Origin of the sequence: Flavobacterium quisquiliarum (genome assembly GCF_019308285.1) — a bacterium.
In the GTDB taxonomy this organism is placed as follows: Bacteria; Bacteroidota; Bacteroidia; order Flavobacteriales; family Flavobacteriaceae; genus Flavobacterium; species Flavobacterium quisquiliarum.
On record NZ_WWEM01000020.1, the window covers coordinates 128,920 to 148,616 of the forward strand.

At 35.3% G+C, this 19,697-nt stretch carries 16 protein-coding genes; 6 read left to right on the forward strand and 10 right to left on the reverse strand.

Annotated features, from left to right (window positions below; genetic code table 11):
• Window positions 1–146: 146 nt before the first annotated feature.
• Genes GSY47_RS08690 through GSY47_RS08700 form a run of 3 tightly spaced genes read right to left on the reverse strand, consistent with a single transcriptional unit; the run spans window position 147 to window position 2,234 of the window.
• Complete coding sequence (locus GSY47_RS08690; RefSeq protein ID WP_179005694.1) at window positions 147–440, reverse strand: DUF3861 domain-containing protein; 294 nt, start codon at window positions 438–440, stop codon at window positions 147–149.
• Window positions 441–453: 13 nt separating this feature from the next.
• The gene (locus GSY47_RS08695; protein WP_179005695.1) at window positions 454–1,188 is read right to left on the reverse strand and encodes a LytR/AlgR family response regulator transcription factor; all 735 of its coding nucleotides are present in this window, start codon (window positions 1,186–1,188) and stop codon (window positions 454–456) included.
• A complete protein-coding gene (locus GSY47_RS08700) occupies window positions 1,185–2,234 on the reverse strand; it encodes a sensor histidine kinase (protein WP_179005697.1) in 1,050 nt (349 codons plus the stop codon). The genes GSY47_RS08695 and GSY47_RS08700 overlap by 4 nt, the downstream gene beginning before the upstream one ends.
• Before the next feature lie 266 nt (window positions 2,235–2,500).
• Between GSY47_RS08700 and GSY47_RS08705 the strand changes: the two genes are divergently transcribed.
• The 4 genes from GSY47_RS08705 (at window position 2,501) to GSY47_RS08720 (ending at window position 9,069) form a co-directional block, all read left to right on the forward strand.
• The gene (locus tag GSY47_RS08705) at window positions 2,501–3,655 is read left to right on the forward strand and encodes an efflux RND transporter periplasmic adaptor subunit (protein ID WP_179005699.1); all 1,155 of its coding nucleotides are present in this window, start codon (window positions 2,501–2,503) and stop codon (window positions 3,653–3,655) included.
• Window positions 3,656–3,662: 7 nt separating this feature from the next.
• Entirely contained in the window at window positions 3,663–6,830 is a 3,168-nt protein-coding gene (locus GSY47_RS08710; protein WP_179005701.1) for an efflux RND transporter permease subunit, read from the forward strand.
• 18 nt (window positions 6,831–6,848) lie between these two features.
• A complete protein-coding gene (locus GSY47_RS08715) occupies window positions 6,849–8,255 on the forward strand; it encodes an efflux transporter outer membrane subunit (RefSeq protein WP_179005703.1) in 1,407 nt (468 codons plus the stop codon).
• A 340-nt stretch (window positions 8,256–8,595) separates the two neighbouring features.
• Complete coding sequence (locus GSY47_RS08720) at window positions 8,596–9,069, forward strand: hypothetical protein (protein WP_179005705.1); 474 nt, start codon at window positions 8,596–8,598, stop codon at window positions 9,067–9,069.
• 269 nt (window positions 9,070–9,338) lie between these two features.
• On the opposite strand, the gene fucP is transcribed toward GSY47_RS08720, so the two are convergent.
• From fucP to GSY47_RS08755, 7 genes are all read right to left on the reverse strand, one after another.
• A complete protein-coding gene (gene fucP / locus GSY47_RS08725; RefSeq protein ID WP_179005708.1) occupies window positions 9,339–10,643 on the reverse strand; it encodes an L-fucose:H+ symporter permease in 1,305 nt (434 codons plus the stop codon).
• 189 nt (window positions 10,644–10,832) lie between these two features.
• Complete coding sequence (locus GSY47_RS08730) at window positions 10,833–11,273, reverse strand: MaoC/PaaZ C-terminal domain-containing protein (protein ID WP_091495590.1); 441 nt, start codon at window positions 11,271–11,273, stop codon at window positions 10,833–10,835.
• A gap of 110 nt (window positions 11,274–11,383) precedes the next feature.
• Window positions 11,384–12,457, reverse strand: coding sequence for a Gfo/Idh/MocA family protein (locus GSY47_RS08735; protein ID WP_219071239.1), 1,074 nt, complete (start codon window positions 12,455–12,457; stop codon window positions 11,384–11,386).
• A 33-nt stretch (window positions 12,458–12,490) separates the two neighbouring features.
• Window positions 12,491–13,747, reverse strand: coding sequence for an extracellular solute-binding protein (locus tag GSY47_RS08740; protein WP_179005711.1), 1,257 nt, complete (start codon window positions 13,745–13,747; stop codon window positions 12,491–12,493).
• Window positions 13,747–14,886: a CaiB/BaiF CoA transferase family protein gene (locus tag GSY47_RS08745; RefSeq protein WP_179005713.1), complete on the reverse strand. Its 1,140-nt coding sequence runs from the start codon at window positions 14,884–14,886 to the stop codon at window positions 13,747–13,749. The genes GSY47_RS08740 and GSY47_RS08745 overlap by 1 nt, the downstream gene beginning before the upstream one ends.
• Window positions 14,887–15,085: 199 nt before the next feature.
• Entirely contained in the window at window positions 15,086–16,231 is a 1,146-nt protein-coding gene (locus GSY47_RS08750; RefSeq protein WP_179005715.1) for a CaiB/BaiF CoA transferase family protein, read from the reverse strand.
• Window positions 16,228–17,376 (reverse strand): ABC transporter substrate-binding protein, encoded by a 1,149-nt coding sequence (locus GSY47_RS08755; protein WP_179005717.1) that lies wholly within the window; start codon window positions 17,374–17,376, stop codon window positions 16,228–16,230. Before GSY47_RS08755 ends, GSY47_RS08750 begins: the two co-directional genes overlap by 4 nt.
• A gap of 365 nt (window positions 17,377–17,741) precedes the next feature.
• Here GSY47_RS08755 and GSY47_RS08760 point away from each other — a divergent pair, with 365 nt between their 5' ends.
• Both GSY47_RS08760 and GSY47_RS08765 read left to right on the forward strand, forming a co-directional pair.
• The gene (locus tag GSY47_RS08760; RefSeq protein ID WP_179005720.1) at window positions 17,742–18,596 is read left to right on the forward strand and encodes a fumarylacetoacetate hydrolase family protein; all 855 of its coding nucleotides are present in this window, start codon (window positions 17,742–17,744) and stop codon (window positions 18,594–18,596) included.
• 18 nt (window positions 18,597–18,614) lie between these two features.
• Window positions 18,615–19,628, forward strand: a complete 1,014-nt coding sequence (locus GSY47_RS08765; protein WP_179005722.1) for a zinc-binding alcohol dehydrogenase family protein — start codon at window positions 18,615–18,617, stop codon at window positions 19,626–19,628.
• The last annotated feature ends 69 nt before the right edge of the window (window positions 19,629–19,697 follow it).

A 19,697-nucleotide genomic window follows, 5' to 3' on the forward strand; every position in this document is an offset into this window, starting at 1 on the left:
AAGCATTTAGTGGGACATGCTTAATTGAAACGGAAATTTGTGAGAGATTATTGTCAATAAAAATTAGATTATTTATTTCGAATCTTAAATTTAACATTCAAATTTTGAATGGCAATATCGACGAGGTCTTGAATTTAAAGGGATTTTTAAAGACTTTTTAGTTTTTTCATGAAGACAGGAAAAACTTCATTTAATTCTTCAAAAAGTGGATTTTTGCGATTTTTAATTTTGATTTCGCTGAATAATTTTAGTCCGATTGCAAATTGAACAGCTTCAGAATCATCAGCAAAAATGTTCTTTTCTTTGATTCTGTCAATGATTCCAAAAATTTCATCGTGATTGTCAAATTCGATTCCTAATTCCTTTGCAGGTTCAGTTTCGCCATTTGCATATTCCTTAAGGCTTAATGTTAAGTAATATTTGTTTGATCTTTTTTCCATAATTATTATAATTTTATTTTAGCCATTTATCAACCATTGTCTTAAAGGCTTCTTTGTATTGTTCGCCAACCGTAATTTCTATCTTATCGATAAAAATGGAGTTTTTACTGATGGCGCTGATTTTATCTAATGAAACGATGAAAGAGCGGTGTACTCGCATGAATTTTGAAGATGGAAGTTTTTCTTCTAAAGCTTTAAGGGATATGAGTGACAGTACGGCTTTCTGCGAATCTTCGAGATGTACTTTTACATAATCTTTTAAACTTTCGATGTAGCAAATTTCTTTTAAAGAAATACGAACCCATTGGTATTCGACTTTTAAAAAGATAAACTCATCATCTGCAGCAATGTTTTGAAAGGCATTATTGTTGGCTTCTTCATGTAATTGAAGGACTTTACTTGAAGCACGCAGAAATTCCTCATAACTAAAAGGCTTTAAAAGATAATCAACAGCATTGACGCGATAGCCTTCAATAGCATAATGATTGTAAGCGGTTGTAAAAACGATTTTTGGCAGAGGCCCGGCTTGATCTTGTAAAAGTCTTGCCAATTCCATTCCTGTCAAGTTAGGCATGTTAATATCGAGAAAAACAACATCTGGTTTTTCTTCCCTGATAATACCCATCGCATCTACAGCATTGTCGCAGGTCGTAATTAATTCTAAAAATGGTGTTTGATGAATAAAGGTTTCAACCAATTTTAAAGCTAATGGTTCATCATCTACTGCTATACATCTTAATATGGTCATTGCTCTAAAGTTATTTTCAATTTAATTTTATAAGTTCCATCTGGAGTAACACCAAAAGTCATAAAATGATGATTGGGGTAAATCAGATGCAGTCTTCGTTTGGTATTGGTTAAACCAATGCCTCCTACATCAGGAATAGAGACTTTTTCGAAGAAAGTATTTTCTACTTCAAACTCTAAATCAGTTCCTTCTTGTGTCAATTTTATGTGTATTTCGCTTTTATCAGTAGCATGAACACCATGTTTAAATGCATTTTCTACTAAAGGTAGTAATAACATTGGAACAATTGGATAATCCTGAATTTTTTCAGGAATCTCACTTGTAATAGTCAATTTGCTGTTAGCACGCAGTTTCATTAAAGCAATAAAATCTTTTAGAAATTCGACTTCTTTTAATAAAGTTGTTCTTTCGCCTTCGGTACTGTAAAGTAGATAACGCATCATACGGCTTAAGGTATGAAGTGCATTTCGAGAATCTTCAATGTCAGTATAAGTAAGCGAATAAATACTGTTTAGTGAGTTAAAGAAAAAATGCGGATTAATCTGTGCTTTCAGCATTGCCAGTTCGGCTGCAGTTTTATCTTGTTCTAATTTTTGTTTGTGTTGTGCGGCTTTTTGCCAATATTGCAGCATCGCCCAACTCGTACTTATTCCTAAAACCAACAGTGTCAGTGTAAAAACATAGTTGTCGAAATAAGGATTTTTATATTTTGTAAAACCAATTGCCTTACTAATTTGATTGTGAAGATCTGTTTGAGATGTATAAAAATAGGCAATTAACTGCATACTTAAAATAGCCAGCAATGCCCAAAGTAAAAAAGGAGAGGTATTGTCTTTTATGATTGTTTTGGGTACAATGATTTTTGCTGTGGAATAAAAAACAACAATTAGTAAAAATAAAATAATACTCTGCCAAAGCCAAAATGCCGACGGGAGCACTACATTCCAAGTTAATGGAATATAAAACAGCATAAGATACCCTAATAATAACCATCCAAGAATGTGTAATCCAGTGAATAAATAGGGTCTAAAAAGGTTAGGTGTCATTGCAGTTTGTTATTTTTAAGGACAATATTACATTTTATTCGAATACAATTTTTAGGCAATCGCCCAACAGGGATTTAGAATCTCTAAAAAGTGTTTTAGAGCCGATAAGACAAAAATTAAACACTTGTTTAATATTTTAAAAAAGTCCATCGGTTCTAAGGTTGCCTTTATCGATTGTCTTTCACTCTTCGTCTATTTGAAAATTTTCGTTTGTTATATTTTAGTTCTTTTGTTGTCATATAATCGATAATCACACATTTTTCACAATGAATAAGCAATCATTTTTAAGTATTCTCGCAGCAGCATTTATTATCGCATCTTGTGGTAAAAATGATAAGTCGGCTCAAGCTGGCGGAGCACCGCAGATAAAGGAGTATAAGACTGTGACGTTACAGCAGAAATCAGCGACATTAAACAGCGATTTTCCAGCAAGTATTCAAGGACAGCAAAACATTGAAATCCGCCCAAGAGTTGAGGGATATATTGATAAAATTTTTGTAGACGAAGGTGCAGTGGTAAAAGCTGGACAGCCTTTATTTAAAATTAGTGCTCCAGAATATGAGCAGCAAGTAAGAACGGCAACTGCAAGTATTAAAAGTGCTCAGGCAGATTTAAGTTCGGCTAAACTGGCTGTGAATAAAGTAAAACCTTTGGTTGAAAAAGGAATCATCAGTAAATATGATTTAGAATCGGCACAATATACTTATGAGTCAGCTTTGGCTGCTTTGGCTCAGGCAAATGCAGCTTTAGTCAATGCTAAAGTTAATTTAGGATATACTACTGTAACAAGTCCAGTAAATGGAGTGGTAGGTTCTATTCCGTTTCGTTTAGGAAGTTTAGTAAGTTCTAATACTACGGAACCTTTAACTACAGTTTCAAGTATTGGTAATGTGTATGCTTATTTTGCAATGAACGAAAAAGCATTATTAAATTTTACTAAAGATTCAGGAGCTTCATTAAACCAAAAATTAAAAAGCATGCCAGCAGTTTCTTTATTGCTTTCAGATGGTTCTGCTTACGATGAAAAAGGACATATTGAAACTGTAAACGGATTAATCAATACTGAAACTGGAACGGTAAACGTTAGAGCGCGTTTTCCAAATTCAAAAGGAATTATCAGAAGCGGAAGCAGTACAACAGTTAGAATTCCAAAAGATATAAAAGACGGAATCATTATTCCTCAAAGTGCAACATTCGAACTTCAAGATAAAATGTTTGCAGTTGTTTTAGGAAAAGACGGAAAAACAAGAAATGCGAATATCACAGTGCTTGAAAATACAGCAGGAAACTATTATGTGGTAACAAGCGGTTTGCAGGCAGGAGACGAAATAGTTTTAGAAGGAGTAGCTTCTCTAAAAGAAGGAACTGAAATTAAAGCGCAAAAGCAAAGTCCAGAAACAGTTTACGCTGATTTAAAATAAAAAAAGAATGTTTAAAAAATTTATACAAAGACCCGTACTCTCGACGGTAATATCTGTTATTATCGTTATTTTAGGTGTTTTAGGCCTAATTGAGTTACCGATTTCCCAATATCCGGATATTGCGCCGCCAACGGTAAACGTGGCAGCGAGTTATACAGGAGCCAATGCGGATGTGGTACTTAAAAGTATCGTAATTCCGCTGGAAGAGCAGATTAATGGTGTAGAAAACATGACTTATATGACTTCTACAGCAACAAACGATGGTAATGCTTCTATTAAAGTTTTCTTTAAAGTAGGAACTAATCCTGATTTAGCTGCGGTAAACGTTCAGAACAGAGTTTCCAGAGCAACAAGTTTATTACCTGTAGAGGTAACGCAGGCTGGGGTTACTGTAACCAAAAGTCAGAGTAGTAACTTATTGATTTTCTCTTTATACAGTGATGATAAAGCTTACGACCAGACGTTTCTTCAAAACTATGCTAAAATCAATCTTGTACCACAGATTCAGCGTGTAGTTGGAGTAGGAGATGTGACCGTTTTTGGTGCAAAAGATTACTCAATGAGAATCTGGCTGAAACCAGACGTAATGCAGCAATACAAACTGATTCCGAGTGATATTTCGGCAGCTTTAGCTGAACAGAATATCGAAGCGGCACCAGGTAAATTTGGTGAAAACGGAAATCAAGCGTTTCAGTATGTAATTAAATACAAAGGACGTTTAACTTCGGCTAAAGAATTCGAGGAGATTATCATTAAATCTGTTGGAAATGGACAAATGCTGCGACTTAAAGATGTGGCTAAAGTTGAGTTAGGATCTTTAAGTTATTCTTCCACAATTAAAACAAACGGTGTAGAATCTGCAGCAATGGCAATCAGCCAGACTCCAGGATCTAATGCACGTGATGTAATTATCAATTCTAAAAAATTAATTGAAGAAGCGGCAAAAAGCTTTCCAAAAGGTATGAAATATACCATCATGGTAGATGTCAACGAAAACTTAGATGCTTCTATTGAGAAAGTAATTCACACTTTAGTTGAAGCATTTATCTTAGTTTTCATCGTAGTTTTTATTTTCCTTCAAGATTTTAGATCGACTTTAATTCCAGCAATTGCGGTTCCGGTTGCGATTGTGGGTACATTCTTCTTCCTGAATTTATTCGGATTTACGATCAACTTATTGACGCTTTTTGCAATGGTACTCGCCATTGGTATTGTGGTCGATGATGCGATTGTCGTCGTCGAGGCCGTCCACGCCAAATTGGATGACGGATATAAATCGGCTAAAAAAGCGACTATTCATGCGATGGACGAAATTTCGGGAGCGATTATTTCGATTACATTGGTAATGGCAGCGGTATTTATTCCAGTAACATTTATTACGGGATCAACAGGGGTTTTCTACAAACAGTTTGGTATTACGCTTGCTGTTGCGATTATTCTTTCGGCAGTAAATGCCTTGACATTAAGTCCAGCTTTATGTGCACTTTTATTGAAACCGCATGCTGACGATCATAAACATAAAAGTTTTTTACAGCGTTTTTATACATCATTTAACGTTGCATTCGATAATGTAACGCAGCGATACAAACGTTCCGTAAGTTTCCTTTCTGTTAAAAAATGGATTGCATTGGGATCTATTGTCATTGCTGGTTTGGCATTGGTTTATATGATGAAAACTACGCCGTCTGCTTTCGTTCCTGCGGAAGATCAGGGAACTGTTTTCGCGAATATCAGTTTACCGCCATCAGCTTCTATGGAGCGTTCGGATATTATTGCTAAAAGAGTTGATAGTATTGCGAAGACTATTCCAGGAGTTAAAAATACACTTCGAATTGTTGGACAGAACTTTACAGCGGGTGCGGGTAGTGCCTACAGTATGGTTATTGTAAAATTGTATCCTTGGGATCAGCGTGATTTAAGTGTTGATGATGTAATCGGACAGCTTTTTGCTAAAACAAGCGGTATTCGTGAGGCTAGTATATTCTTTATTTCGCCGCCAACTATTCAAGGTTTTGGACAAAGTGGTGGATTCGAATTCCAATTACAGGATAAAGGAGGGCATACTACTGCTGAATTCTTCAAAGTAAATAACGAATTCTTAGCGAAGTTATCTGAGCGTCCAGAAATTCAGTACGCAACAACGCCTTTCAACCCTGGATTCCCTCAGTATATGATGGATATTAATTTAGCGAAAGCGAAAGATGCGGGAGTTTCTGTAAATACAATTCTTTCAACAATGCAAGGTTATTACGGAGGATTGTATGCTTCGAATTTCAATAAATTTGGAAAACAGTATCGTGTAATGGTTCAGGCTTCTCCAGAGTTTAGAGCTAATACGCAAGGATTGAATAAAATCTTTGTTCGTAACAGTGCTGGAAATATGGCGCCAATTACAGAGTTTGTAAAAATGACGAGAGTTTTTGGACCAGAATCTATTTCGAGATTTAACTTATTTACGTCGATTTCGATTACGGGAGCACCAAAACCAGGTTATAGTTCTGGAGATGCGATTAAAGCAATTCAGGAAGTTGCTGCAGAAAATCTTCCAGCGGGTTATGGTTATGAATTCTCTGGATTAACACGTGAGGAATTAGCTTCAGGAAGTGAAACAATATTCATTTTCGTATTATGTTTGGTATTCGTTTATTTCTTATTAAGCGCGCAATACGAAAGTTATATTTTGCCATTTGCAGTATTATTGTCAATTCCATTTGGATTAGCGGGAGCTTATTTATTCTCGATTATTTTCAAATTGAACAGTAATATCTACTTACAGATTTCTTTAATCATGTTGATTGGACTTCTGGCCAAGAATGGTATTTTGATTGTCGAATTTGCTTTGGACAGAAGAAGAAAAGGACTGCCAGTTGTACAAGCTGCAATTGAAGGAGCTGTGGCGCGTTTACGTCCAATTTTGATGACTTCTTTCGCCTTTATTTTAGGATTAGTTCCGTTGATGTTTGCTTCTGGAGCAGGAGCGGTTGGTAACAAATCGATTGGTACTGGAGCTGTTGGAGGTATGTTAATTGGAACCATTTTAGGAGTTTTTGTAATTCCGGTTTTATTTATCATATTCCAAAATTTACAGGAAAAAATCAGCGGACCAGCAAAAGATGGTTATGATGATGATGACGACGAAGACGAAATTCATTTAATAGAAGCTCATAAAGAGTAAAATTTAATTAAGAAAGAAATGACGAATAGTTCAAATAAATATATTTTACTGGTAATAACAGCCGCACTAATTAGTGCGTGCTCTGTTACCAAGAAATACGAACGTCCCGCAACCTTAAAAACAGATCAGTTGTATCGTGACCAATCTTCAACAGATTCGACTACAATTGCGGATATGCCTTGGCAGAGTGTTTTTAAAGATGAAAAACTGATTGCATTAATTCAGAAGGGATTAGATCAAAACCTGAATCTGAAAAATGCAATTGAAAATATTGTACAAGCAAGAGCTTCTCTGCGTCAGAGCAAATTAGCTTATTATCCAACTTTACAATTGGACGCAAGCGCTACTCATAATAAGCAATCACAAGCAGGACTTAACTTTCCAGCAGGAATCAATATCAATACTCTAACGACAACCTATAAATTAGGGGCAAGTACTTCGTGGGAACTTGATATATGGGGAAAATTAAGCAGTTCTAAAAGAGCGGCCTTAGCAACTTATTTAGCAACCGATGCTGCAAAACAAGCTATTCAAACACAATTGATTTCTGATATTGCGAATAATTATTTCATGCTGCTGGCTTATGATAAATCGCTTAAAATTACGCAGGAAACCTTAGAAAGCCGTGTCAAAAACGTTGAAACAATTAAAGCTTTAAAAGAAGGTGCAATTGTTACAGGAGCCGCGGTTGTGCAGAGTGAAGCCAACCAACATGCAGCAGAAGTTTTGATTCCAGATTTAAAACAAGATATCCGTGAAACAGAGAATGCATTGAATATCTTGTTAGGGCAGGCACCTGGACCGATTGATAGAGGAGAATTAGAAACACAAATTATCCCCGAAAAAATTGCACTTGGTATGCCAGCTCAGTTATTGCAGAACCGTCCTGATGTCCGTCAAGCGGAATTTAATTTCAGAGTAGCTTTTGAAGCTACAAATTTGGCTAAAACCTATTTTTATCCAAGTCTGACACTTACGGCAAGTACAGGATTTTCGAATTTGGAATTGAAAGACTTTTTTAGTAATTCTATCTTTTATTCCATTATTGGAGGTTTAACACAGCCAATTTTTAATCAAGGATTGAATAAAATGAGATTGACAACGGCTCAGTCAAAACAATTGCAAGCATACAATAATTTCCAGCAAAGCCTTTTAGTGGCAGGACAGGAAGTTTCAAATGCGTTATATTCTTACGAAATGGCAGTTGAAAAAGAAGATTCAAGACAAAAACAAATTGAAGCCTTAGAAAAAGCAGTTGATTTCACACAACAGCTTTTGGAATACAGTTCAGCAACTAACTACACAGACGTATTGACTTCAGAACAAAATCTTTTGGCTGCACAATTAAGCGGTATAAATGATAACTTACAAAAGCTTCAAGCTGTAGTTAATTTGTATAGAGCTTTAGGTGGAGGTTGGAAATAAGATCCCTTTGATTTATAAAAATTACCGTTTGTCGGAAATACTGCACCTTTCGTCTAATAAATAATTAATTATTATAGAATTGGATTTACATTTGACACGGTTAAAATAAAAGTATACTTTTAAGTTCCCACGATCAAGATCATTTGATGATCACTTAATTTAAATAAAAACATGACTATAAAACGCCTCAGAAATGGGGCGTTTTTTTTGTAATCTATATCGGCTGAAAAGGACTATTCGTCGATTAGTTTTACCTTTCTGTATAATGAATACAATAAGTTTAAATATTGGCACTAATTTCGATTCTTATCTACTAAATAAATATTTAAAACTAAAGATCATGAAAAAATTAGTATTCGCCTCAGTACTCTTTATGAGTGTTTTTTTCGCCCAAGCACAAGTGTCAATCAATGTAAATATTGGAACACCTCCAAATTGGGGACCGCAAGGATACGATGACAGCAGATATTATTACCTGCCAGATATCGATGTATATTATGATGTAAATCAAAGCGTATTTATCTACGACAATGGTGGAAAATGGATGCGTGAAAAAAGACTTCCGTCAAGATATAGAAATTATGATTTGTATTCAGGTTACAAAGTAGTTTTGACTGATTACAGAGGAGATTCTCCTTATTACTATCACACGAAACATAGAGCCGATTATCCAAAAGGTTATCACGGAAAACCTCAGAAAAACAGAGGAGAAAAACCTAAAGGCAACAATGGAAATCATTACGGAAACGACAAAGGTAATAAAGGAAAAAACAACTCCAAAAACCACGATCACGGAAACGGAAAACACCGTTAATTCTTAAAATGACTAAATGAAAACGCCTCCAATTTTGGAGGCGTTTTTTGATTTTATAAAAAATAACATCATTATTTTATCATCATGTATTTCAACATAGCCGTGGTTTCAACCACGGGGACGTATTGTAATGATATTGTGTCGCTCCTCCAGAGCTTTATTATAGGTATGTTGTTTTATTTATACTAAACAAAAAACCTCCAGCTTTAGCTGGAGGCAATTGATATTAAAATAAATTTGTGCTAATTTGTGTAATTTGTGGCTAAAAACTATTCCGAAACCGTTTTAACTTTATGTCCAATAGCGCCAAAAGAAAGAATAATCAAGAAACAAACTAACGGAATAATATATCCAGACTGAATATCATCATGATTCATATCGATTAAAGTTCCCATTCCGTACGGAATGATAGCACCGCCGACAATTGACATTACTAACCAAGAAGAACCCGTTTCAGTATTCGATTTTAAGCCTTTAATTCCTAAAGAGAAAATAGTTGGGAACATAATTGACATAAAGAATCCGATTCCGCCAAGAGCGTAAATAACCACAATTCCAGAACCGTAAATAGCAACTAGACAAAGAACAGCGCTCATTACACAATAAATAGATAATAAAACATAATCCTTTACAAAACGTAAAAAGAATGTTCCAATAAAACGTCCAGCCATAAAAAGGAAACCATAAATTCCTAAATAATATCCAGCCGTTTTTTCGTCTAATCCAGCCCCTTGCTGTGCAATACGGATAAAGAAACTTGTAATACAAACCTGTGCTCCAACATAGAAAAACTGAGCCACAACGCCCCAGCTTAAATGTCTGAATTTTAAAACAGAGAAAAATCCTGGTTTAATTTCAGCTTCAGCATGAGTTGCTTTCATTGAAGGCAATTGTACGAAGTAAAATATAATAGCAACCAAAACCAAAATGCTTCCCAAAACGATATAAGGCATTTTTACAGAAGCCGCTTCGCCTAATAAATATGCCGCTTTTTCTGCCTCAGGCATTGCTGCCATTTGTTCTGGTGTATGATTGGTTCCTGAAAGAATAAATAACGAACCTACTATTGGAGCAACCATTGCTGCTAATCCGTTGAAAGAAGCCGCTAAATTCAATCTTTTTGAAGAAGATTCCGCTGGTCCTAAAATCGCTGCATAAGGATTGGCACTAGTTTCTAAAATGGTCAAACCACATCCAATTACGAATAAAGCAAATAGAAACAATTCGTAAGTTCTGGTATTAGCAGCTGGAACAAATAAAAATGCTCCTGCAGCAAAAACTAATAATCCTGTTATAATACTGTTTTTATAGCCAAATCTTTTAATCAGCATTCCAGCAGGAATTGCCATGATAAAATAAGCAAAGAATACAGAAGTATCAATTAAAGTAGATTGACGATTATTCAATTCACAAGCTTTTTTCAAATGCGGAATCAAAACAGAATCTAAGTTGTGGGCCATTCCCCAAAGAAAAAATAGGCAGGTAACAAGAATAAAAGGCAAAAGATATTGATTTCCTTTTCCGCCTTCTGTCGGCACTTCATGTTGATCGCCGGCTTGGTTTGTAATTTGCATTGTTTAGATAGTTTTTTGTTATTTTTTAGGTTCAAAGTGACAGAGAGACAAAGGCTCAAAGTTTTTTTAAACTCATGTCTCTTCGGTGTTGTTTTTTTATTGAAGGTCAAGTGGCAAAAAAATTATAGGTTCAAAGTGTAGAAACCTCTGTCACTTTGCAACTTTGTCTCTTTGTCACTTCAAGAAAAATTATTTTTTCTTCACCAAAAGTAAGTGATCACATACCAAAACGACTTCACCGCGCTGGTTAATGATTTCTACGTGTTCTGTTACAGTTCCCATTTCAGGATTTTTGGCTTCACCTTTTTCAGAAATGGTAACTTCTGAATGGATGGTGTCGCCGATATGAACGGGTTTTACAAAACGCATCTTGTCGTAACCTCTAGAAAAAGCTTCAGGATTTATTTCAGAAGCCGTTAATCCGATTCCGATAGCAAAAACCATGGTTCCGTGGGCAATTCTTTGTCCGAATGGCTGCGTTTTACACCATTCTTCGTCCATGTGATGTGGGAAGAAATCCCCTGTGTGTCCGGCGTGAACTACAAAATCAGTTTCTGTAATGGTTCTGCCTAAAGTTACTCGTTTGTCGTCGATTTGATAATCTTCGAAAAAAGTCGATTTAAAATACATATTTTAGATATTTTTTATCGGTCTAGCTCTTTCAAACAAATGCTAAAAGACATTTGTTTTAAGATGGACTGAAATTTGTTTTTTTTTGGTTTTGAAATATAGTGTTTTAATTACACTTCATCAAAAGAAATTCCACCGTTTTTACTACTCGCGTAACAAGCTTCTACAACTTTCATTGTTCCTAAAACATCCTGAACGCTGGCAGATAAAACTGAGTCAGAACCCTCTTTATAACGCATTAGATTAGACATTGCACCAATAAAAGCTTCAGGAAACCAAGAACCTTCTAATTTTACTTCTGTCCATTCGTATTCATTTTCATTATCTTTTTTTGGCAGCGCGTACTCAAAAACGTCAGGAAGACCGTCAGGATAGTTCATTAACAATCCCATTTTTGCTTTAACAGCACCTTTTGTTCCTTCCCATTTGATATAACTTTCTTCATGTTTTGGTCCAAAGTGATGATCGTGATTCGTATTGATGACAACATGTTTGTCTTCGCCATAATCCAGAATAATTGTAGATCGACTTGAAGATAATTTTTTAAGCGGATGTTTGGCTGTTTTTGCCAATACACTTTTCGGATTTCCCAGAAAAGATCGAATGCAGTCAATGTAATGCACACTGTGAAAAAGAATCTCCAATCTCGGATGTTCTTTAATTAAAGGAAACAATTCCCAAGGCGTATTTACAGTAACTTTAAATTCTAAATCGTATAATTCACCAATAATTCCCTGATCGATTAAATATCGGGCTGCACTTACAAAAGAAGCAAAACGCAATTGGAAATTGATTGCAGCAACCAAATTTTTTCTTTCGCAGACTTCTACAATTTCACGAGCCTGAGCTAAATCATTTCCCATTGGTTTCTGAATTAAAACTGCAGCTCCGTCGGGTAATTGTTCTAAAATTTCGATATATTGATCAGGTAAAACGGTAATATCGTAAACCGCGTTTGAAGGCGCATTTTTAACCGCATCGGCAACACTTTCAAAAACATGATCGATTTTGAATTGTTTCTGTAAATCGTATGCTTTCGAAATCGTTCTGTTGGTAATACCAAAAACTTTAAAACCAGCCATTTCGTAAGCGGGAAGATGTGCATCTTTTACAATACCGCTCGCTCCGATAATCACAATAGGTTGTTCTGTTTGGGGAAGTAAAGGTTTATAGGGAATATTCATTTGTTCTATATTTTGAAATGAAGTCTGCCAAGTTTAATTTTTGACAGAGCTGTGTAATGTTGTTCCTTGACTTAATTCTTTAATTTTTTTCTGAGTTTCCTCTAAAATTATACCTGATGAAATATCAGTTTCAATCGCTTTTAAAACTGCTCCGTCAATTAATTCGGCTACTTTTGGCCAGATTGGTGTTTGAGGTAGTGTTAATGCATTTTCATGAAGCATTTCCAGTTTATGATAAAATGGAATCAAAGTATTGATTTCTTCGTCTTTCCAAGTTGATTTTCGGCACCCGATACCACCTTCAGTAGTCAGTAGTTTATCACTTTCCGGCGTTGTGGCAAATCGTAAAAAATCATAAGCCAGTTTTTTGTGTTTGCTCCCAGAACCAATGGTATACAACCAATATACATTCAAAGAAGCCGTTTTATGACCAGGATCAGATGGGAGGGAAGTGATATCAATTTTCCCTTTCACTTTCGATTCTTCAATTACTTCAGCCATAGAAGCAAATCCGAACCAGTTGATTGCCATTGCGGCTTGTCCTTCGGCGAAAGCCAAACCTGCTTCAACTGAACCAAATTCTCTCGATTTTGGATGAACGGCAGTTACATCATTGACCATTTTTCTATAAAAATCCAATGCTTTTATTGCTGCTTCATTATGAATATCAATCTGATTTTTTTTGTTTAATAATGAACCGCCACGTGTCCATAATTGCAGACAAAAATCAAAAACCATATTATGTCCGTCTGGATAATTGGCAAAAACAGCACCGTATAAATTTTGTTCAGGACGATTAAAGAATGTGGCAATTTCTGTGAATTCCTGCCATGTTTTTGGTGTATCAAGTTCGTAACCAAACTGTTTTTTAAAATTCTCTTTTTCTGTTTCGTTTTCGAATAAATCTTTTCGGTAAATCAGACACTCAGGCCCATCGTGAAATGGAAGTCCGAAAATGCCGTTACTCAGCTTTTGTAAATGTAAAAGCGATTTATGCCATCCAAAAGGATAATTTTCTGGTGGATTTTCTCCAATTAATGAAAATAAATTAAGAACCGCATTTTCGTTTGCTGCATCAAAAATCCAATCGGTATTGATATGAGCAATATCCCATTTTCCTTCTTTTAGACCTTTTTCTGAAATTGTAGTTTCATATAAATCATGAAGTTCTAAGGCAACCATTTCTGCTTCCATTTTTATGTTGTTTTGAAGACAGAAAGTATCCCACAACTTTTGAAGTGTACTTTCGAAAGGATCGAATTTACGAACAGCGATTCTAATTTTTTCCATTAACAGTCAATAAATTCTTTAATAATTTTCTCGTTGTCCTGACCCAGTTTCGGAGAACCTTTTCCAGAAGTCAGATATTCGCCGTCAATTTTTATCGGACAGCGTGTTGTTTTATAAGTATAGCCATCCAACATTTCGACTTGCTGTGTAAAATCCAAAACCTTAAATCCATCTTCTGCAAATAACTGTTGATAGTTTAAAACTCCTGCGCACCAGATGTCGGCTGGTTCTAAAATATCTAACCAAAACTTTGTTTCCTGTGTTTGCAGATGATCGGCAAGAATATTTTTGATTTCGTCTCTAAGCGTAAATTTATTTTCAGGGAAAGCCAATAAAGCATCACATTGGAGCAAAGAAGCTAAAACAGGAATCGATCCCATTGCAAGAGCTAAATAACCATTTTTGGTTTTATAAATTCCGTATGGCGCGCCCAAATAAGCATGTGCGTTGTTGGTTTTAGTTCGAACAGGCAATTCGCCTCCATCATTAAAGAAAGTGGTAATCGTTTCAAACTGAAAATCAAATGCCGATTCTAGCATGCTGACTTGAATTTGTGCGCCAATATTATGAGTTGCTTTTCGGTATAAAGAAGCTAAAATTCCTTGCGCTAAATGAGCTCCGGCAAGCATATCTACAATCGACAATCCCATTGGAACTGGTCCATCTTCTTGATTACCGCTCAGCCAAGTTAAAGCGGTTAAAGATTGTAAAAGCAAGTCTTGTCCCGGTAAATCCTTTAAATCAGGATGTTCTCCAAAACCTGAAATTGACCCATAAATTACATTTGGATTAATGCTTTTTACGTCATCATAACTTAAACCAATGCGTTCCATTACTCCGGGTCTGAAATTATGCATCACAACATCAGCTTTGGCTAATAATTTTTTTAGTTTTTGAAGTTCCTCTGGCTGTTTAAAATCAATGGCAAAAGATTCTTTGTTTCTGTTGATGGTATGAAAAACAGACGATTCTCCGTTCATAATCAAATCAGAAGTATATAAAGTACGGCAGATATCTCCCGTTCCCGGTTTTTCAATTTTTATTACGCGCGCTCCCAAATCTGCCAAACGCAAACTCGCTGACGGCCCCGAAAGAAACTGACTGAAATCTATAATTAAATAATCTTCTAATGGTTTCATTTTTTCTGTTTAACCGTTTATTATGGTTTATTTGTTTAATCGTTTTATTCAACAATTAAAAATCTAATTTGATCTGCTCAAATCATTTTAAATCTGCGCGAAATACTTTTTTTGCGTATAAATTTTGTCACGCAGATTTATTTAGATTAAAGCAGATTAGGCAGATTTTAATCTAAACTGATGAATAATAAATTTTAGCTTATTGTTGAATAAACTCTTTATGTATTACTAAATTATCTTGTCCTACTTTTGGAGCGGCTTTTTCGCTTAATAAAATTTCACCGTCTAACTGAATCGGACTTCTGGTGGTTACCAAAGTTTCGCCTTCACTATTTTTTACGGTTTGTTTTAGCTGTAATTCAGTTACAAAAGGCTGATTGTCCAGTTCTTCGTAATTGAAAACTTTTCCGCACCAAATACCTTCTTTCTGCAATATTTCAATCCAATAATCAGAAGTTTGGGTTTGAATTCTTTCGCTCAAAATCGTTCTGATTTCATCTCTTTTTTCAAACCAAAGATGTTTGTCAGCGAAAGCGTTTAAATCCAGTCCTAATGTTTTTCCAATAAAAATCAAATCGCCCATTGCCAGCGATAAATAACCGTCCTGAGTTGGGTAAACGCCATAAGGAGCGCTTAAGAAAGCATGCGCACTTCCTTTAATATCGCCTCTTTCCGGTTGTTGTCCACCATCATTTAAGAAAGAAGTGATGGCTTCAAATTGTACATCCAAAATAGATTCCAGCAAACTGACTTCTACCAAAACTCCTTTTTTAGTTTTGGCTCTTTTTAAAAGTGCTGCCAAAATTCCTTGTACAAAATGATTCCCGCACATTAAATCGGCTACAGCCAAACCAAACGGAACTGGGCCTTGACTTTTGCGTCCGCTTAACCAGCTTAATCCGGAAAGCGATTGTAACAATAAATCTTGTCCCGGTTTTTTTGCCCACGGACCTTCATTTCCGTAACCTGTAATGGTTCCGTAAATAATCTGTGGATTAATAGCCAAAGCATTTTCAAAATCTAAACCGATTTTTTCCATTACTCCGGGTCTAAAATTATGCGTCATAATATCAGCCTTTTCGATTAGTTTTTTAATCAAAACCAAATCGTCTGGATTTTTCAAATCGGCTGCAAAAGATTCTTTATTTCTGTTAATCGTATGAAATAGTAAACTGCTGTCGTCTACAAATAAATCTTTTATGCTCAATTGTCTGCAGGCTTCACCTTTTACAGGACGCTCAATTTTGATGACGCGTGCACCCAAATCAGCCAGTTTTAACCCAGCCGAAGGTCCTGCTAAAAACTGGCAGAATTCCAGGACAACTAATCCTTCTAAAGGTCTCATACGGTCTGGATTTTTAGAGATTCCGCGTAAAGCGAATTCATTTCTTCCAATACTTTTAATTCATCTCCGCCATTCATCAAATAATTACGAACCACATCTCCAGCATGATCTTGGAAATACATATGTCCATAATATCTCGGACGAAGGAAAGCGCGCTCTAATGCAGGAAGTGTATTTTTGAAATAATCGTGAGTTACACCATTAATTCGCTCGTTTTTCCAAGCTTGCAAATGACCTGGCTGACCTCCGTTATCGGTATAAATATTCTGTTGAACCTGCGATGAACACGTAAATTCAGCATATTTTATGGCAGTTTCCATATGTTCGCCGAATGATGAAACAGCTAAACCAGTGCCGCCCAAAGAAGAAATCATCGGATTATCATTCAGTTTTACTAAATCATAAAAATGTAAAAGGTTTTGGCTGTAGCCAATACGAGAATAATTAGAATAACCGTAAGCAAATGGGCAATAGGCAATTTCGTCTGAATTAACCATTGCTTCGTAAACTTGTATAGGATTTCTATTAAAGTTAGCTGGATCAATTAACTGAGCCAGTTCTCTAAACATTTGAAGTGCTTTGATTCCTGTAGTTTCAGAAATCACTTTTTCTTCTGAAAGAAAAGGAGCTTCGCCCAAACTACAGCAAAACATATAAAAACTCATTAAAACATCTACCGGAATTCCAGCGAAAGCGACTAAGCCTTTTTTCGCTAAAGCCAATAAATCGTCATAAGTTTTTGGAACTTCTAAATTATTTTTTTCTAAAAGATCCAAGCGGGCAGAGGCAACCGGAGTTGCAGCGTCGATTGGAAGCGCCCATAATTTATCATGAAAAACATAACTTTCGTACGATTTTCCAACAGTATTATTTTCTTGATCTTTAATATATTCGTTTGATAAATAATCAGATAACGGAAGAATCGCTTTGGTCTGCGCCCCAAAACCTGTCCAAGGATGATCGATTACCAATAAATCGAACCTTTTGGCCAAGTCTTCGATAGAAGCATCTGCAAATTCTTGTAAACTTCTTTTCTCCCAAGAAATTTCAACATCAGGATGTAATTCTGTAAAACGCTGCGATGTAGCAACCATTGGAAGCAAACCTCTTGTATGGTTCCAAGTTATGCCTTTTAATTTTATCATTTGGATATAGGAATTTTGAGTAGTGAAATCGATTGAAATAATAAATGTAAAATTTACAATTACAAAAGTAGAAATAAGATTTAAATGCACAAGAAATCCTTTCTTTTTAAGAAATCTTTTTTACATAAATCGATAATTAGTGATATAATTTTTACAAACGATCTAAAAAATGTTATAAAAATTTAAAGTTTAGTCATTTTAAGAATAGGAAAACGAAATATCTCTCGGATATTAATTTTTAAAAAGTATTTTTGTAATTGTGATTTTTACATTTATTAATTTTGCTATGTTCTTTTTGAAGAATTTTGAATTGATGAATGAAGAATAACTACAAATTATAAACTAACAACTAAAAATATACGATTATGAAATTAATACGTTTCGGAGAAATCGGAAAAGAGAAACCAGGAGTTTTGATTGGAGAAAAGAGATATGATGTTTCTTCGATTGTAACCGATTTTAACGAAAGTTTCTTTGAAGAAAACGGATTAGAAAAATTACAAAAAGCATTAGAAAGCAATCCAACTTTGCCAGAAGTAGATGCTTCAATACGTTTAGGTTCACCGGTGGCTCGTCCTTCAAAAATTATCTGCATTGGATTGAATTATATTGATCACTGCAAAGAAACAAACGCTCCGATTCCAACAGAACCTATTATTTTCTTCAAATCTACTACTTCGTTATGTGGTCCAGACGATGATTTGATTATTCCAAAAAATAGTGAAAAAACAGACTGGGAAGTAGAATTGGCTTTTATCGTGGGCAAAAAAGCAAGTTATGTTGAAGAAGCAGAAGCTTTAGATTATGTTGCGGGTTACGCTTTATTGAATGATTATAGCGAAAGAGCTTTTCAATTAGAGCGTGGAGGACAATGGGCAAAAGGAAAAGGGAGTGACACTTTTGCGCCTCTTGGACCATTTTTGGCTACAAAAGATGAAGTCGCAGATGTGGACAATTTAAAGATGTGGCTGACGGTAAACGGTAAAAAATACCAAGATAGTAATACACTAAATCTAGTTTTCAAGATTCCTTATTTGGTACATTATTTAAGTCAGTTTATGACTTTGCTTCCGGGTGATATTATCAGTACAGGAACGCCTCCGGGAGTTGGTTTAGGAATTAAACCAGATCCGATTTATATTAAAGCTGGCGATGTTGTTGAATTAGGAATTGAAGGTTTAGGAACAAGTAAACAAAAGGCTGTAGCATATCAAAAATAAAAATTAAGAAAGTATAAAATGAAATATATAGTTTGCGAAAAACCGCAGGAATTTTTACTAAAAGAAACCAGTATTCCGGAACCAAAAGAAGGTGAAGTTTTATTGAAAATTAAAAGAATCGGAATCTGTGGAACTGATATCCATGCTTTTGGTGGGACTCAGCCTTATTTTGAATATCCAAGAATTTTAGGTCACGAATTAGCAGCTGAATATGTAAAAGGAAATGCAGAAGGTTTTAAACCAGGTGATAAGGTAACTTTTATTCCGTATTTCAACTGCGGAAAATGTGTGGCTTGTAGAAACGGACTAACAAATTGCTGTGTAAATATTAAAGTTTTCGGCGTTCATATTGATGGCGGAATGGCTGAATATGTGTCGATTCCGGAACAATATTTATTGCACGGTCAAGGTTTAGATTATGATGAATTGGCTTTGGTTGAGCCATTAGCAATTGCAGCACACGGAGTAAGAAGAGCTGCTGTTAAACCAACAGATACTGTTTTGGTAATGGGAGCAGGACCAATTGGAATTGGTTTGATTCAGTTTGCTAAAATTGCGGGTGCAAAAGTAATCGTAATGGATATTAACGATTACAGATTGAATTTCTGTAAAGAACAATTACAAGCAGATGAAACGATTAATCCGTTGAACGATGATGTTGCTCAAAAATTAGCGGAATTAACCAACGGAGATATGGCGAATGTGGTAATTGATGCAACTGGAAATCAGAAAGTGATGAACAGTGCTTTTAATTATATTTCGCATGGCGGAAGATTTGTTTTGGTTGGACTTCAAAAAGGAGAATTGAATTTCAGTCATCCTGATTTCCACAAAAGAGAATCAACTTTAATGAGCAGCAGAAATGCTACAATTGAAGATTTCGAATATGTAATGAAATGTTTGAAAGAAGGAAAAATCGATCCGAAGAAATACATTACGCACAGAACTAGTTTTGATGAAATGATTACTGATTTTGGGAATTTGATTGACCCTAAAAATAATGTGATTAAGGCGTTGATTGAAATAGAATAATTTTTTTAAAACACATAGAAACATAGATTTTTTTGTTTCTTGAAAGAGAATAGAAAGAAACTAGTTTCT

Coding starts and splice junctions, on each gene's coding strand:
- GSY47_RS08750 (WP_179005715.1), bottom strand. CDS start 16,231: ATGAGACCTTTAGAAGGATTAGTTGTCCTGGAATTCTGCCAGTTTTTA.
- GSY47_RS08730 (WP_091495590.1), bottom strand. CDS start 11,273: ATGTATTTTAAATCGACTTTTTTCGAAGATTATCAAATCGACGACAAA.
- GSY47_RS08755 (WP_179005717.1), bottom strand. CDS start 17,376: ATGATAAAATTAAAAGGCATAACTTGGAACCATACAAGAGGTTTGCTT.
- GSY47_RS08745 (WP_179005713.1), bottom strand. CDS start 14,886: ATGAAACCATTAGAAGATTATTTAATTATAGATTTCAGTCAGTTTCTT.
- GSY47_RS08765 (WP_179005722.1), top strand. CDS start 18,615: ATGAAATATATAGTTTGCGAAAAACCGCAGGAATTTTTACTAAAAGAA.
- GSY47_RS08695 (WP_179005695.1), bottom strand. CDS start 1,188: ATGACCATATTAAGATGTATAGCAGTAGATGATGAACCATTAGCTTTA.
- GSY47_RS08735 (WP_219071239.1), bottom strand. CDS start 12,457: ATGAATATTCCCTATAAACCTTTACTTCCCCAAACAGAACAACCTATT.
- GSY47_RS08710 (WP_179005701.1), top strand. CDS start 3,663: ATGTTTAAAAAATTTATACAAAGACCCGTACTCTCGACGGTAATATCT.
- GSY47_RS08760 (WP_179005720.1), top strand. CDS start 17,742: ATGAAATTAATACGTTTCGGAGAAATCGGAAAAGAGAAACCAGGAGTT.
- GSY47_RS08720 (WP_179005705.1), top strand. CDS start 8,596: ATGAAAAAATTAGTATTCGCCTCAGTACTCTTTATGAGTGTTTTTTTC.
- GSY47_RS08715 (WP_179005703.1), top strand. CDS start 6,849: ATGACGAATAGTTCAAATAAATATATTTTACTGGTAATAACAGCCGCA.
- GSY47_RS08705 (WP_179005699.1), top strand. CDS start 2,501: ATGAATAAGCAATCATTTTTAAGTATTCTCGCAGCAGCATTTATTATC.
- GSY47_RS08690 (WP_179005694.1), bottom strand. CDS start 440: ATGGAAAAAAGATCAAACAAATATTACTTAACATTAAGCCTTAAGGAA.
- GSY47_RS08700 (WP_179005697.1), bottom strand. CDS start 2,234: ATGACACCTAACCTTTTTAGACCCTATTTATTCACTGGATTACACATT.
- GSY47_RS08740 (WP_179005711.1), bottom strand. CDS start 13,747: ATGGAAAAAATTAGAATCGCTGTTCGTAAATTCGATCCTTTCGAAAGT.
- fucP (WP_179005708.1), bottom strand. CDS start 10,643: ATGCAAATTACAAACCAAGCCGGCGATCAACATGAAGTGCCGACAGAA.